Source organism: Klebsiella sp. D-Nf1 (assembly GCF_002810515.1).
Taxonomy (GTDB): Bacteria; Pseudomonadota; Gammaproteobacteria; order Enterobacterales; family Enterobacteriaceae; genus Klebsiella; species Klebsiella variicola.
The window spans coordinates 37,807-51,335 of the sequence record NZ_PIOK01000009.1 but is presented as its reverse complement, the minus strand read 5'-3'; the positions used below and the strand labels follow the sequence as shown (position 1 = coordinate 51,335).

At 46.4% G+C, this 13,529-nt stretch carries 19 protein-coding genes and 1 pseudogene; 4 read left to right on the top strand and 16 right to left on the bottom strand.

Features of this window, described 5'->3' with window-relative positions:
- Positions 1-584: 584 nt before the first annotated feature.
- Positions 585-1,067 carry a hypothetical protein gene (locus tag CWM54_RS24630; protein WP_100698818.1) on the bottom strand — a complete coding sequence of 161 codons (483 nt, stop codon included), beginning with the start codon at positions 1,065-1,067 and terminating at the stop codon, positions 585-587.
- A gap of 225 nt (positions 1,068-1,292) precedes the next feature.
- On the opposite strand from CWM54_RS24630, the gene CWM54_RS24625 reads away from it, so the two are divergent.
- Complete coding sequence (locus tag CWM54_RS24625; protein WP_032439735.1) at positions 1,293-1,481, top strand: hypothetical protein; 189 nt, start codon at positions 1,293-1,295, stop codon at positions 1,479-1,481.
- Positions 1,482-1,508: 27 nt separating this feature from the next.
- Here CWM54_RS24625 and CWM54_RS24620 read toward each other — a convergent pair whose 3' ends face one another.
- The 5 genes from CWM54_RS24620 to CWM54_RS24600 all read right to left on the bottom strand — a co-directional run bounded on the left by CWM54_RS24620 (position 1,509) and on the right by CWM54_RS24600 (position 3,335).
- Positions 1,509-1,790, bottom strand: coding sequence for an ABC transporter (locus CWM54_RS24620; protein WP_099130667.1), 282 nt, complete (start codon positions 1,788-1,790; stop codon positions 1,509-1,511).
- A 126-nt stretch (positions 1,791-1,916) separates the two neighbouring features.
- Positions 1,917-2,324, bottom strand: a complete 408-nt coding sequence (locus CWM54_RS24615) for a hypothetical protein (RefSeq protein ID WP_100698816.1) — start codon at positions 2,322-2,324, stop codon at positions 1,917-1,919.
- 119 nt (positions 2,325-2,443) lie between these two features.
- Entirely contained in the window at positions 2,444-2,743 is a 300-nt protein-coding gene (locus CWM54_RS24610) for a hypothetical protein (protein WP_072201200.1), read from the bottom strand.
- A 148-nt stretch (positions 2,744-2,891) separates the two neighbouring features.
- Positions 2,892-3,104, bottom strand: a complete 213-nt coding sequence (locus tag CWM54_RS24605; RefSeq protein WP_023279445.1) for a hypothetical protein — start codon at positions 3,102-3,104, stop codon at positions 2,892-2,894.
- A 12-nt stretch (positions 3,105-3,116) separates the two neighbouring features.
- Positions 3,117-3,335, bottom strand: a complete 219-nt coding sequence (locus tag CWM54_RS24600; RefSeq protein WP_019704577.1) for a hypothetical protein — start codon at positions 3,333-3,335, stop codon at positions 3,117-3,119.
- Between the two features lie 818 nt (positions 3,336-4,153).
- Here CWM54_RS24600 and CWM54_RS24590 point away from each other — a divergent pair.
- Positions 4,154-4,423, top strand: a complete 270-nt coding sequence (locus CWM54_RS24590; RefSeq protein ID WP_133123771.1) for a hypothetical protein — start codon at positions 4,154-4,156, stop codon at positions 4,421-4,423.
- A 57-nt stretch (positions 4,424-4,480) separates the two neighbouring features.
- Positions 4,481-4,732, top strand: a complete 252-nt coding sequence (locus CWM54_RS28180; protein WP_133123772.1) for a hypothetical protein — start codon at positions 4,481-4,483, stop codon at positions 4,730-4,732.
- A gap of 152 nt (positions 4,733-4,884) precedes the next feature.
- Here CWM54_RS28180 and CWM54_RS24585 read toward each other — a convergent pair whose 3' ends face one another.
- The 6 genes and pseudogenes from CWM54_RS24585 to CWM54_RS24560 all read right to left on the bottom strand — a co-directional run.
- Positions 4,885-5,079 (bottom strand): hypothetical protein, encoded by a 195-nt coding sequence (locus tag CWM54_RS24585; protein ID WP_100698810.1) that lies wholly within the window; start codon positions 5,077-5,079, stop codon positions 4,885-4,887.
- A 13-nt stretch (positions 5,080-5,092) separates the two neighbouring features.
- Positions 5,093-5,410, bottom strand: coding sequence for a hypothetical protein (locus CWM54_RS24580; RefSeq protein ID WP_046882076.1), 318 nt, complete (start codon positions 5,408-5,410; stop codon positions 5,093-5,095).
- A 198-nt stretch (positions 5,411-5,608) separates the two neighbouring features.
- Entirely contained in the window at positions 5,609-6,028 is a 420-nt protein-coding gene (locus CWM54_RS24575) for an ASCH domain-containing protein (protein WP_012540023.1), read from the bottom strand.
- A gap of 168 nt (positions 6,029-6,196) precedes the next feature.
- Positions 6,197-6,460, bottom strand: coding sequence for a hypothetical protein (locus tag CWM54_RS24570; protein WP_100698809.1), 264 nt, complete (start codon positions 6,458-6,460; stop codon positions 6,197-6,199).
- A gap of 151 nt (positions 6,461-6,611) precedes the next feature.
- Positions 6,612-7,340, bottom strand: coding sequence for a hypothetical protein (locus CWM54_RS24565; protein ID WP_100698807.1), 729 nt, complete (start codon positions 7,338-7,340; stop codon positions 6,612-6,614).
- Between the two features lie 61 nt (positions 7,341-7,401).
- A pseudogene (locus CWM54_RS24560) lies at positions 7,402-8,355 on the bottom strand (DNA modification methylase); the annotation flags it as partial.
- 241 nt (positions 8,356-8,596) lie between these two features.
- Here CWM54_RS24560 and CWM54_RS24555 point away from each other — a divergent pair.
- Complete coding sequence (locus CWM54_RS24555; protein ID WP_100698805.1) at positions 8,597-11,041, top strand: P-loop NTPase fold protein; 2,445 nt, start codon at positions 8,597-8,599, stop codon at positions 11,039-11,041.
- Between the two features lie 281 nt (positions 11,042-11,322).
- On the opposite strand, the gene CWM54_RS24550 is transcribed toward CWM54_RS24555, so the two are convergent.
- The 4 genes from CWM54_RS24550 to CWM54_RS28880 all read right to left on the bottom strand — a co-directional run bounded on the left by CWM54_RS24550 (position 11,323) and on the right by CWM54_RS28880 (position 13,454).
- Entirely contained in the window at positions 11,323-11,907 is a 585-nt protein-coding gene (locus tag CWM54_RS24550) for a hypothetical protein (RefSeq protein WP_100698803.1), read from the bottom strand.
- 127 nt (positions 11,908-12,034) lie between these two features.
- Positions 12,035-12,190, bottom strand: a complete 156-nt coding sequence (locus CWM54_RS24545) for a DUF3927 family protein (RefSeq protein WP_014342167.1) — start codon at positions 12,188-12,190, stop codon at positions 12,035-12,037.
- A complete protein-coding gene (locus tag CWM54_RS24540) occupies positions 12,190-12,615 on the bottom strand; it encodes a tellurite resistance TerB family protein (protein ID WP_100698801.1) in 426 nt (141 codons plus the stop codon). The genes CWM54_RS24545 and CWM54_RS24540 overlap by 1 nt, the downstream gene beginning before the upstream one ends.
- Before the next feature lie 299 nt (positions 12,616-12,914).
- Positions 12,915-13,454: a hypothetical protein gene (locus CWM54_RS28880; RefSeq protein WP_206053115.1), complete on the bottom strand. Its 540-nt coding sequence runs from the start codon at positions 13,452-13,454 to the stop codon at positions 12,915-12,917.
- Positions 13,455-13,529 lie beyond the last annotated feature (75 nt).

Sequence of the window (13,529 nt, the reverse complement as noted above, 5' to 3'; positions counted from 1 at the left end):
GCCCACTATGGGCGCTTTTTCCGTTTCAGGATCTCCACCATAACGCGCCATTGTTGGCGCGTTTTCTTTTATCTGGCGTTCACTCATTTACACCAAAAATAAGCGCCATAAACGCGCCAATTTAACGCGTTTTTACGTGTGGTAGTACATACCCATTACACACAGTAAAAAACACGTTATAGCGCGTTTAAAAGCGTTATAGCGCGTGGCTTATTTTGTCGTGTCGTGGGCGTGATCGTCTGGTGACGCGATCCGCGCTATCCTTCGGGGCGTGTCGGCAATATTGGCGCGATCCGTGGGCGCTCACGTATCATTAGCACGTTGGCGCAACGTGTACGCGCTAACAATGCAGCGCAGATCACAGCGCTGGACGTATGGCGCAAAAACAGCTTACGCCCACCAGCTGGCGACGATTCTGGCGTCTCCCTCTATACAAATTTTTCCCATGAGGCGACCCCCGCCGTTTCCCGAAAATTTTCTGGCCGTTTCCCGTCGGTTGCCCGGATGGCTTTCTGCCCGTTCCTAAATTTCCCTGCGGGAGCTGGTGGACGGAAAGAAAGGGGCGTTTCCAGCCCCCTCCCCTCTTACTTGCCAGCCAGTATGTGAATCCGATTGCTGGCGTGCATCTCTTTCACGAACTCCCCGCAAGTGACCTTCCACGAGTCGATACCGGCTTCGTAAATGACGTTTTTGCACTTAAGAGCATTGTCAGCGATCCGCACACCCTGCGCGGTTGCTTCCTGGTCTGTAAAGTCGAACCCTGACTCTGTTTTGATCCACACAGCAATCTGTGTTGCGAGCTCGATGAGTTTTGACTGACAGAACCGCCCGCTTCGAACCGGGAAGATAAACACCCCGAATCCTGAGGTGGTGACAAAAGCTTTTTCGAAGACACGCGTGAATCGACGGTTGCAAATGATGTCTTTGGCGATCTGCTGCTTCTCTTTCCCGGACAGCTGGATGGTCTCTTCTTCGCGCCAGGCGCCCAGGATGTTCTTTTCAATGTCGGAGTATGTGACAGAGATGGTGCCATGCGCGGGAGTGTTTACAGTGGCGATATAGTTCATTGTGATAATCCTTTAAACAACTTGTTTTCTCGTTGGTTTAATTATCGCAGTGGGTGTGAGGCGTCCAAGCGTTCTGTTTCGGCAGCTGGTGGCCGTCGGGAAGTCGGTGGGTGCTTCGGTAGCCTGGCGGTAAGAGGTGGGTGTTTTTAGCCTGGTGTGATGAGGTTGGTGTATCTATAGGGCGACCGGTGCTATCTTGCCCGTAGGCGATAAAGGAGATGCGATATGTTAGATACCCTGGACAATCTGCAGTTAAGCAAGGAAGAGGCGCTTGCACTGGCGCAACTCGTGAAGCGGTTAACCTGGACTGATATGCGAGGGTGCGCCGTTGATGATGATGAAGCCTATACGATCAGTGATGCGGTGGCCAAATTGCAGAAGAGCCTTGCCGAAGCCGGCTTCGCACCAAGGTAGGCCACCAGCATCGGTGGCCCTCCCCTCTCAATGAAGTAATCCGATGTCGATGGTATCGCCTGAATCAGTTAAGCGGATCATCAGCATAGCGAAGGCATTAAGTGGATAGCCGGCGTGCCATTCCGGGAAGCGGTCATCGCGCATGAAGTCGGTAATGTCATAAACGCTATCCTGATAATGGAAGAAGCGGGAGCTGGTTTGTTCGTCCGGTTCGACGTGATCCATTTCTTTCTGCTCGGCCGGCGACAGGTCAAGCCAGGATTCCAGCCATACGTTTTCTGCTTTCGGGGAGATGGTGAAATCGGTCATGTGCGTTTCCTCACTGCGTTAATAACTTGTTTTCTTGTTGGTGTTATTATCGCAACGCAGGAGAGGCATAAAACAACTTGTTTACGGGTTGGGGAAAATGGCGCGGGTTACGCGCCATTGGCTGATTTACTGGACGTTGTAGACGGACTCAGGCAGATACTCTTCCAGAGAGCCGCCAGACACAATGGTGATGCCGTATGAACCAACCCAGGTATTGTTGGCGCACAGGTTGCCCTCGATCATATCCTGAACCTGTGCCATCAGGTTTTCGAAAATGGTCTTCGGGTCTGTTCGATAATAGGCTTCAATGGCGGCCAGCAGAGTGTCCGAACCATTTTTCACGGATTGCTCGCCGACGGCATAAGCCTTCGAGCGATCGCGCTTAAGAGTTGTACGGGCCAGCTGGGTGGTCACATGCGGAACAGCCGATTCGTCACGGAACTGAACGGTCAGCTGGGCCAGTTTATTGCCTTCTTCGTCAGTGCTGGATGCGTAATACAGGTCAAATACTAAATCTTCTTTGGTCAAACTCATTTTTACCTCCATGTAGATGCGTCGTAATACTATCTCCGTAGGTAAGTACTTACAATACAAAAAAGCCCCGAAGGATCGACGGGGCTGTCGTAAATTCGACTAATCTGTGTTGCACATGACTATGCTATGGCGAGGGTTGTTGCGCGTTGAATTTCCTGCTGGGCGACCTTGTTAACTTCCAGTAAAGCCAACTCCAGATCTGACTCCGGCCAGATAACTTGTTTAGCTACCCACCCTTTTGCACTATAGCGCCTGACGCTCATTACGATGCGCTTGCGAGAAGTTTCGCCGAAGACGACAACGGTCTCTTTGAAAAGTCGGATGACTGTGCCGTTGGCCACAATGTCCAGTAAAGTGATCGAACCGAGTACTGCAGGTTTGTCTTTGCGAGGCTGGAGTTTATCCAGTTTCAAAATCATCTCGGTATTCATTACACACTCCGTAAACAACTTGTTTTCTTGTTGGTGTAAATAATACCAGTGTGAAAACGGCCACCAAGCAAAGCGTTCCGGCATTCAGCTGGCCGCAGGCCACAATCACTCAAAAGCCACCTGCTGGTGGCCGTTGTTAATCTTCGTCAGGGAACTCCTCTTTCACTGCGGCCACCAGCTCCCGCTTCTCTTCATCAGTCAGCAGGTGCCACACGTCCTTCCCTTTTGGTGACTCTCCCTCAGCTGGTACAAATGACCATAATTTACGGGTCAGTGCTGGTCCTACGCCATCAAGACACTCAGCCAGCGAGTCCACGCTCCATACTTCCACAATCACAGGCATATCCATTGTCTCTCTCCTTTATCTGGACTCTGACGTGGTGCAGTTCCACGCGACGGACATTGCGTTGTCCTCGATATGAAAATCAAACGTGCCCTCGCGATACCCTTCGCCAATCAGCGTACCAATGCGCCCAGCGACATCCGCAGAGCGGATAACGTCATCCAGAGAGATCTGGAGTTCGTCAGTACACGTCTCTTCTCCGCAAAGGGTGATGCTGATGTTCAAATGCTTGTACATGTTTTTCTCCTTTGTCTAAACACGTTGTTTTCTTGTTGGTGTTATTATCGCAATAAGACATAGGCGAAAAAGCATTTTGTATCGGGAATAACTGGAAAAGCAGTGAGTATCCGGGAGTGTATCGGGAGCACTTTTTACATTATTCTTCTCAACGCGCACCACAGGGCTGGTGGGCAGTATTTTCCTCTTCCCAAAAACCTACTGAAACAGCTTGTGACCCTCGAACGCTCTGGCAGAATACGTATCATCAGCTGCGCGCAGAGGGAAGAAAGCCACCCGCGCACCAAAGGGTGTACCGCCACAGAATCAGCCGTCCCCGCGGCATTTTGTCTCTATACCGGCACACACCCTTTCCATGACGGGAACCCAGCCGTTTCCCGAAAAACCTCCAGCCGTTTCTACTCAGGCAGCCAGCCTTTTCCCTGCGGGACGATCCCTATGGATTTTCGCGGTGGCCCTTTCACTCGTTCGACCGCAGGGATGTTACGGGGGATAAAATCATGACTTGAATAAATACGGGAAAGGGAGCGATCCCCCTCCATCCCCTCTCTCTTATATTTGTGCTCTTTCCTGACTCGAATAACCTCTCTTATGAGGGGCTCGTATATCTCTTATTAACGCTCTATACGGTGACCATTCGTATGGGAGAAAAGGCGACTTTCTTCTCTCTGCCAGTAAGTGATTTTGCAGATGTTGTAGAGGTGGTTGTCTTGTGGTTTTCCTCTGGTCTGTATTCTTCGTTGTGGGGATAGTTCTTCTCTGTGTATGGAGTGATGGCGTGTGCGCTTTTCCTTTCGTTCATCTTGAGAGGTGGAAGTGTGGGTGATGTGATTTCTGGTCTGTTGTCGTTCTCCGCATGTGAAGTAATGGCGTTCCCTGCTTATCAGGAATTTGCGTTATCTTTCGAGGTAAGAGTGGGTAAACGATATGGCGCCGGGGACTGTTCTGGCCTGGTCTTGTCTGGAGTTTCTTCCCGGGTATTCTCTTCCGTGTATTGGGGAATGGAGTTCAGAGAAACTGGCTTTCTCTCGCCGCTTTTTGGTGGTGGTCGAGATTTGCTTCATGGGGTCGGTAGCCTGGGGCAATGAGGTTGGTCTTTTCGGTAGCCTGGCAGGAAGAGGTGGGTATTGCCTGGATGTGGGGTAATGGCAGTTCCTTTTCTTCGTTATCTTGTTTTGTTGTTTTCTTATTGCTCAAAACAATTTGTTTATATGCTCATTAAACGCAACGAGAGCCATTCTGAGCGTGTCTGTTTTGTGGTGGTATCAGGAGTTGTTTTTGGCGTTTTCGTCGCAGGGTGTTGGTCTCTGGTGCGCTGCTTAACGGATATAAGAAGTGGCATGGCAAAACGTCAACTTTTGGGACCAAATCAGGGTAAAGCGTTGACTTTTCATTGATGTGTTATTTATTTGTTTTCTTGTGGGTGTTATGTGCGTAAAAGCCTTGCCACGCCTGGAGTGTATGGGGTTGGAGGGTAGGGAAGTGGGGCGATCAACGAGTTCTTATAGAAATCCTCAATTAGTGACCGCCAATGTCAACGCGTTGCAGGCTATGGTTGCTCGTTAACTATCCGCCAGGCTATCGCATAGAGCTGCTCTCTAACTTCCGTATCCATCCATCCCCACTCATTGGCCAGTGCCTTTAACTCAGCAGGTATGTTGTCAAATACGGTGGCTATGAGGAGATGATCAGGTAGCTTACCCAGCTCCACCAGCACATCATTAATCACGTCTTCTGCCGTCATCTTTTTCTCTCCCTTACCAGTCCCATGCTGGCATTCCATCCACCAGCTCGGCATCACGATCAAAGTGAACCACGTCATAACCGGCATCCAGTATCATCTTGATATTGGCGATCGCCGCTTCGGAGATGTTGAATGTACGCAGTTCATCTGCCCAGCTATTTTCACGCATTCCGGCACGAACAATCCAACCATATTCTGTTCCGTGTACCCAGTTCAGTCCGCGATCGGTGATTGGGTCAAAACAGGCAATCGGCAACTGTTCGGAGTCTTCCGCGGTAACGTGCGCAGTGCTGATAACAGCTGTCTTGTAGGCTTCAGTGATTTTCAACATTACTTAACTCTTTTAACTAATTGTTTCCTTGTATTAGTTATTATCAGCGATAAGAAAAGGTAGAAAACATTTTGTTTGAGGCAGTGCGGCTGTCTCGATACTGTCATCACGATAATCAGCCGCATAGTGTCAAAGCTAAGTTCAGATGTCCGGGGCAGAGCAAAGCTGAAAAGTCCGCTCTGTGCCAGTAGCTGACAGTTACAAAATCTCTGTAAGTTCAAATTCCTCAAATATAAGTTCCATTTCTTCAGAATAAGTGCCTTCACGCTCAAAATAACGCTTATGACCTTCATTCCAATACTCCAGACTTAAATCACCTTCACCTTCCTTACTGGCAAGTTCACTCGTCATTTCATTGAAGCGGATAACTTGCATCCTGAGAGTTCTGATCACGCACATTGGCTGCCCGGCTCCGTTAAGAATGATATTATAACTTCCAACGCAGGGAGCTTCGCCTCGTTCATGTTCATGGTGAAAAGATGCTATCGAAGAGCATGTCGCTGTTTTACTCCCACTCAAAACCAGTTGTACGAGTTCGTCAGCAAGTTCTGGGCTGTCGCCAAATTTCCATGCCAGTGCACCGGGATAAATGTTTTTTAATTCTTCAAGCTTTGCCATTTTCAGCCTTTGTTACTCTGATACGTTTAGAGGAAGTAACCTATTTCCGTTTAATATGAACTATCTGATTCAAATATTCATCTTTGTTGCGCTACCGCGAACGTCCGCTCCTCGCTCAAAGCGGACATTACAACTTTGCTGTTGCACATAGTCTGTCCCAAGCAGTGACTACGTTAAATTGAAGTCATCGAAATCGACGAACTCCATATGTCTGGCTTCCACCTTTGCAAGAGTGAGGAGAAACAACATCTCCTCTCTTAGAGAAGTTGGTTGTTCGAGCAGGAACTCAAAACCGTCCACATGTGTCTTGCCCAACCAATAGCCGCCACCATACTGTCTCTCTCGCTGGAAAAAGACGCACTGGCCAGGCTTGAAATGTTTAAGTGTCTCGCCTCTGTAGACGATCTGATAACTGGTGTCTTTTCCGCCCATTTTGATCACCTCATAATACTGTATATTTAAACAGTAGTTTTTTGATGAAATACGGTCAAGTTTGACGGCGGGGGTAATAACTTATTGGTGAAAACAAATTGTTTAAGGCTATACCAATAGCCTTAAATTGGTGAAACCAGTTACGACCTCATCATGATTCGGTGGCGTGTGGGTTTTGCCGCTGCAGTGTCTTGACCTGTTCTTCAAGCTCACGCACATACTCAACGAGAGATCCGCCTAGCGGTATTTGGCACTCTTCCATGAGTTGATAGTACACGTCGGCTGCAGCGCGAATGTTTGAGTCTTTAGTTAGCTGATCACTGAGCAGTTCGTCACGCTCTTTCATAAGCCGCACACATTCTCCATTGCGTTGGTCGACCACAGCCTCCAGCTCTGCGATGCGCTCGCCTGGCGTTTTGCCATCCTTACGTTGAGTCGTAACCGTGAAAAATCCAAGTTCAGGAACGTCGTAGCTCAATTCCAGATAGTTTTTTGCACCGTGTCGAACAAATTCGCCTGCGAACATGGTGGCGAACATGGCAGAGGCCAGCTCTCCGTTAAACAACGACTCCAGATCTACAGGAGTGCCGGCAGCAAGAGCGGTACGCGCAGCCTCTATGACATTCATAAACTCATCATAATGTCTGGCGCGTTTCTCCAGCTCTGCCCACTGCTGACTATTTCGACGCACCAGGTGCTCAATAAAAATCAGCGCTGATTCGTCGGCGTCGCCTTCAAATGAGACCTTACCCTTATCGACAATAATCGTGCCCGCAGCGGTTGTGTTGTTGCCCTGAAGGCAAAATCTGAAAGGAATGTCCGTGCTCATCAGTGATACAGCCTGTATATCCATAAAAGTGGCTTTATTCCTGCTTTCCATGTGTGTTTCCCTCTAAGTTTCGCGTCATTATTCTTACATAAAATAAGTATGTAGTTACCTATTATTTTGTGCGTTTGAACACATACACACTGACGGTTATCCCCGTGTCATCAAACTCACCTGTGAACGACTTACCTTTGGCGTAGACGAAATTCTCCAGCATCATCCAGTTCATTGTTGGTGAGTCACCCGGCAAAACAGCAACAAGGCGCCCACCGACTTTCAGATGTCCCAGCCCGGCCAGCGTGTGTTCTTTGTGGCGTCCGAGAGAGTAGGGTGGATTCATGACTATCTTGTCGAAGAGGTAGCCTTCATTGTCAGCAGACCACTTCATGAAGTCACAGCAGACTGTGTTCACGTAGCCTTTTCCAAGAAGGATGTCAGCAAATAGCGGCGCAACCTCAACACAGGTCACGTCCTCAGGATTCGCCTCAATAAACGTAAGCAGATCTCCGCGACCAGCTTCCGGCTCCAGCAATGTTTCGCCAGATTTCAAGTCAACGACCTTGGCCACGTACTCCGCGATTACACGAGGGGTAGGGTAGAACTGATGTGATTTTGCATACGGGATCAAACCTGTCGCCACAATCGTATTGAGTGTTTGACCGATCTCATACGGGAACTGCCAGTGCTTTTTATCCTGTACGCCGCCAATGAAGCTCAATGTGCGCTCCAATTCTTCAACCTGCGACTTCTGGAGACTGGAATCAGAGAAGCACCAAACCCCCTTGTCTTTGCTGAATCGCCCGTCACGTAAAGTGGATCGAACGGGCTCAGAGATGGTCTTTTGAATGAGGCCAAACTCCTTAGGCGCTCTGGTTTTTGGGGCTGTTCGGCAGGGGGCAGGAATAGCAGCCGGCATACTGTACGCCAGCACCTCATTAAGCTTCCAGGCAACATCTGGGTGGATCTCAAAATGCACATTACCGTTCTTGAACATTTTCACGCGCATGAGGTTACCATCCACGTTGATCCAATCACCCGTCTAGCAGACATTTGCCCGGTACTCAGCGGACATCCTAGCTAAACCCGCGCATAACAACTTCACGCTCGAGTGCAAAATAAATGCGCAAAAGTATGCTGGCGCGCTATGCTTTTCCGTCTCACTTGCCAGCCTGATAACTCGATTTTAATAAATATACATGCTATAAAAAATAAGCACAGCAAGACTTGCTACAATGAAAAAAAGTCACAGACATAGATGCATATTTATGCTGCTATAGCATGTATAACCTTCACTAAGGTTGGTTTAGATTATGGATACCGTAAACAAAATTATTCAAGACGCTCAAAAAATCGCATTATCATCTGCAAACGAAGCAGAAACTCGCCTTAAAGTTATTGATGTCATTTTATTTGATATTTTGAAATGGACAAAAGAGGATGTTTCAGTCGAACATAGAGTAAGTGAGGACGGTAAAACCACATTTGCTGACTACGTAATAAAAACAGCAAGCACTGCATTTATAGTAGAAGCAAAGAAAATTGGTGAATCATTCAAAACAAAACATTTCGATAGACGTCTAAAATTGAACAATAATAATCTAGAAGGCGCTTTTGGCGAGGCGGTAATTCAAGCTCGCGATTATTGTAGAAAACTAAGCATACAATTTGCGGTAGTCACAAATGGCGAACAATGGATAATTTTCCCCGCAAATCGGACAGATCAAGTTGCATTCAACTCATCTTATGCAATTGTTTTTAACAATCTTCAAAGCGCATTGAAAGATGATTACACTGAATTTTATGATTTACTTTCCAGAAAAGCAGTAATTAACTCCAGCCTAGAAGTAACGTTATTGGGCAATCGAGAGGACCAGATTGAAGAGCGCAGATTAAAGAATACATTACGAAAAAGCATATCTTACGATGCTAAAAATCCAATCTACCCTCTGGTTGAAGAAGCAATAATAACATCGTTCTCTGATACAATAACTGAGATAGACTCGGCTTTATTTGAAAGATGCTATGTGAATACCCCTGACAGAATTAAATTTGACAGGCGGATAAACATGCACATCTCTAAAAGCCAACATTTATTTAGCTCTACACCGATCAGGCCTATGCAAAAACGAGATGCCAATACTTTCAGAAACTCTTTAATCCAAGCAAAGAAAAACTCAAAGCCATTGGCAATAGTTATTTTGGGCACAGTTGGTGCTGGTAAAACAACCTTCCTTCATTATACTCGAAATATCTCTGCTGCTGATATTTTCGAAAAGCATAATAATGCACCTTATCCGCACTGGGTCAAAGTTGACTTCCTTCAATACACTAATGATACATCACCAATTGATTACATTTATAAAACGATAAAAGATTATATTATCAACGACGAGTTCTTTTCCAACTACGAACTTTGCATTCAGAATGCTTATAAAGACGAGATAAACTCGATCAAAAAAGGCCCTGCATTCTTAATAGCCAAAGATGAAGAGAAAATCAACGAACTGATTACCCAAAAGTTAAGCGCTGACTACGATAAAGTAAAACCATATGCAGATCAACTAATTAAGTATGCAACAAAACATACTCCTGTTTTTTTAGTAGTAGATAACGTTGATCAGTTGAACGAGGAGGCTCAGTCACAAATATTCACTGATTGCGTAGCATTTTCTCAAAGATTAAAATGTAATTTAGTTATTTCATTAAGAAACTCAACCTATGTTGAGCACCGTAACTCTCCCGCATTTAATGCATTTGACTTCGACCCAATTCTTATTGAACCACCTAAGGTCGAAGCAGTATTATCAAAAAGATTCTTTTTAGCAAAAAATATGCTAGAAGGAGAGCAAGGCGACTTTGAATCAGATAATGGTATAAGATTCCATGTTGATAACAAAGCAGAATTAATCAGCTTACTTCAAAGCTCAGTATTAGGTACTGAAATAGGGAACTTACTTGAGGTGCTTGCCGCTGGGGACATAAGGAATGCTCTAAGAATGACTCGAGAATTTATCGAACATGGTTATACAAACCCAGGAAAAGCAATGAGAGTCTATAAAGAACATGGGAATTATGTATTACCAAAGCATGAAGCTTTAAGGGCCATCCTTTTAGGAAATCAGGCAGTATATTCTGAAGCATATTCTTTAGTTGGCAATCCCTTTGACTCCCGCCAAGGAAAAACAAATTTCCAGTTGTTACGTCTTTTTGTTTTGGCTGCTTTAGTTCAGTATAGCGCAGACCCTGCTTTTCAGTATATCGAAGGGGTAGAGATCCGTACAAACCTTAGAAAAATTGGTGTTGGTGATGATGATACACTTAACATCCTGAAAGATTTGTGTAAACTTCGATTTATTAACACTGCCGGCCATGATACACCTGAGTTTAAATCTAGTTTTTATCCGACCAGATTAGGCGGATATATTACAAGAGAGTTAATAAGCAACTTCATGTTTGTTGAATGCACAATGATGGATACATTCATTGCGGATGAAACTGTCTGGGAGGAGCTTAAAAGCTATGAAAGACTTATTACCAACTCGTCAAGTGACGTGATCAAAAGATTAGGATTCAGGAAAGATAGGGCACTGGCTTTCTATCATTACATGCAAAAGCTATATGATTCTTTACTTGAAGAAGCAAACAAAAGAGCGTTACCGAAAGAGTGGCGAACTAACCCAATTAAAGAATCTAGATATACTTTTGTAGATAATCTGAATAAAGCAATGTACTCTGCACAGAGAAACTACGGTTAAGTAAAAATAATAAGAAAAAAGCCACACTTATGAATGTGGCTTCTATCGATAGAATAAATCTCAGTCTGGTTAAAGGACAATCCCTTTTCTAGAGGATTTCTTTATACGCAATCTAACTCCATTTTACAAGTAAAAGTTTTGTAAATTTCGAAGCCACCATCACACCATGAATATTATTCAACTGATTTTTATAACAAAAAAGATAAATGCATGTATAAAAAACCATGTTATTTTTCTGGTAAGCATCACATTTTGAACATAAATAGATTTTCCTTGCGATGTCAGCTTAAGTGATTGACTTGCTGCATCTTGTGCGGCTGGTCATTTAGATCGTGGCGGTGGGCCAGTTCTCTCATCATGTCTTCGATACGGCTCTTCGCTTCATCCATATTATCCGCCATCGCACCAAGCAGCTGGCGAATAGCAGCGGGATGTTCATCGCCGGTTAGCTCTGGCATTTTGAAACCGTTATGGGTTGCCATTAGTTTAAAGGCGGTAATTAACATGCCTAAAGAAGACTTAAGGCTGGCGATCTCCCGCTCTTTGCTTTCAATGCCGATATTGTCTCCGGAGAGATCTGGCGCCGGCGCGCATTTTGGTTCGCTCATCATGTTCAGGGTTGCCTGCAGTTTATTGGCACGTTCTTGCTCTTCCGCATACGCCCCGCCAAAGTGACGAGCAAGCATCAGGATTTTCATTGGTTCGTCAAATAAGTCCATGACCTGGACGATGGCCATGATGCGTTCCAGAGGATGAGCGTCACCATGACCAGTTATAGAATCAAGCATTCCTACGAGTTTTTTAGCCCCGACTTCATTAATGATCTTCTTTACTTCAGCGTTAGCGGCGGTGCATTTATCACACATGTGTTTTTCCTTAATTGTTAAAATAATTTGTTTTCTTGGTGGCTTTATTCTGACAATTCAGAAGAGGTGGGCAAACGCGTCATAACGGTTAAACCAGAAGAATCGAGGGCCACCTGGCCCTCGGCGATCACTTCGATTTTTTAAGTAGAGGTTGGGCAAAGTAGATAGCCAATCCAACCAACACGCCATCTGCCGCGATAGACATCAGTTTGCCAGTGAAGTCCACCAGCACGACCAGCACGAGAAGAATGGCGACGACGGCCAGCCTTAATTTCTCTGCCATTAGATGTACGCATCCAGAGATAACTGCAGCGCCTGAGCAATTTTCTTCAGCACAACCTCTTCTTCTTCGCCGATGCCATCCTGATCGGCAATATCCAGGCAGAGACACAACACATCAACGGCTTCTGGAGTGCCGGCGACATCAGCAAGCTCCCGAAGAGCCTGTGCGTTGGCGGAACGAGGAGAAGCTTCATAGCGAGCACGAATATTGCTGCTCATCTGCGCGATCTCACCCGCGAACGGTGAGAAAGCTGGCAATGCGGAGATGGTCTTCTCCAGAATAGCGATTTCTTTTGCATCACAGTTGCCGTCTGCATAAGCGATCATGTATGCGCCCCAGACAGTAGCTTCGACCGCATTGCGGTTCTCCATTTTTTTAACTTCAATAACCGCTTTACGAGTTTTCTTTTTGAAGAAACCTAACATGTGTTTTCCCTATATGTTATGTGCTTAAACAAATTGTTTTCGTATACAAAAAAACATTAAGGCAGCAAAGAGAGCCTCGAAGGCTTCTACCCCTACGCCCATTAACAGAACCCGAGAACAGAGCCGATCGGTGGGACAAAAATCCCCACAACACGAGCGATCGTCATACCTGAGTGAAGAAATAAATCACCGTGTAGTGCCAGCTTAACGATGTTTGAGATCCAGCCACCCACCGCCAAAAGCAGAATGGCTATCCAAATGAATGACCAGTTTTTGAGTAAGAAGATCACGCCATCACCTCAGTCGCAGCAGGAAGAAGATCCGGAGTCGCAGGACGAACTTGAGGAATCGAATCCAACCGCATCCCATCCAGAGTGGCAGACCGGGGCATGGTGGTGATGCTGGTTGTGCTTTCCGTGACTGGTGCCGGCGTCTGCTGCGAAACCGTTTTGCATGAGTCCGGCATCAGCAACGCCTGAGTCGACGGTATTGCTACGGCTGCCAGACAAATCGTGATCAGCCCGTAGACCATTGGAAGTAGTCTTTTTCGTTGAAATTGATCCATCTGAGCTCTCCTTGCGCGTTTGATTGGCTCGCACGCCCCAGGTGTCTCGCAGGATTTTTGCGGTTCGGGTCTTCATCACCTCCCCCATTGCCACACGAGCCCCCAGGTTAGAGATGGCCGCCGCATGGTCATCCAGACGATGCTCCATTTGACCAACTTTCTCTTCCAGTTCGGACAGGCGTGCAGACACGCGGCCGGAGAATAACTCCGCCAGGATGAGTCGTAGCGAACGGGGGTGTTTCTTAAGAGAAGAGGAAGGCGTTTGATGTGCCATTTGAAATCCTTTCAATGTCAGAAAGAGTTGCGGCTGGAATGTCCAGCCGCCGTTTTTTGCGTTCCATCCTTGGAA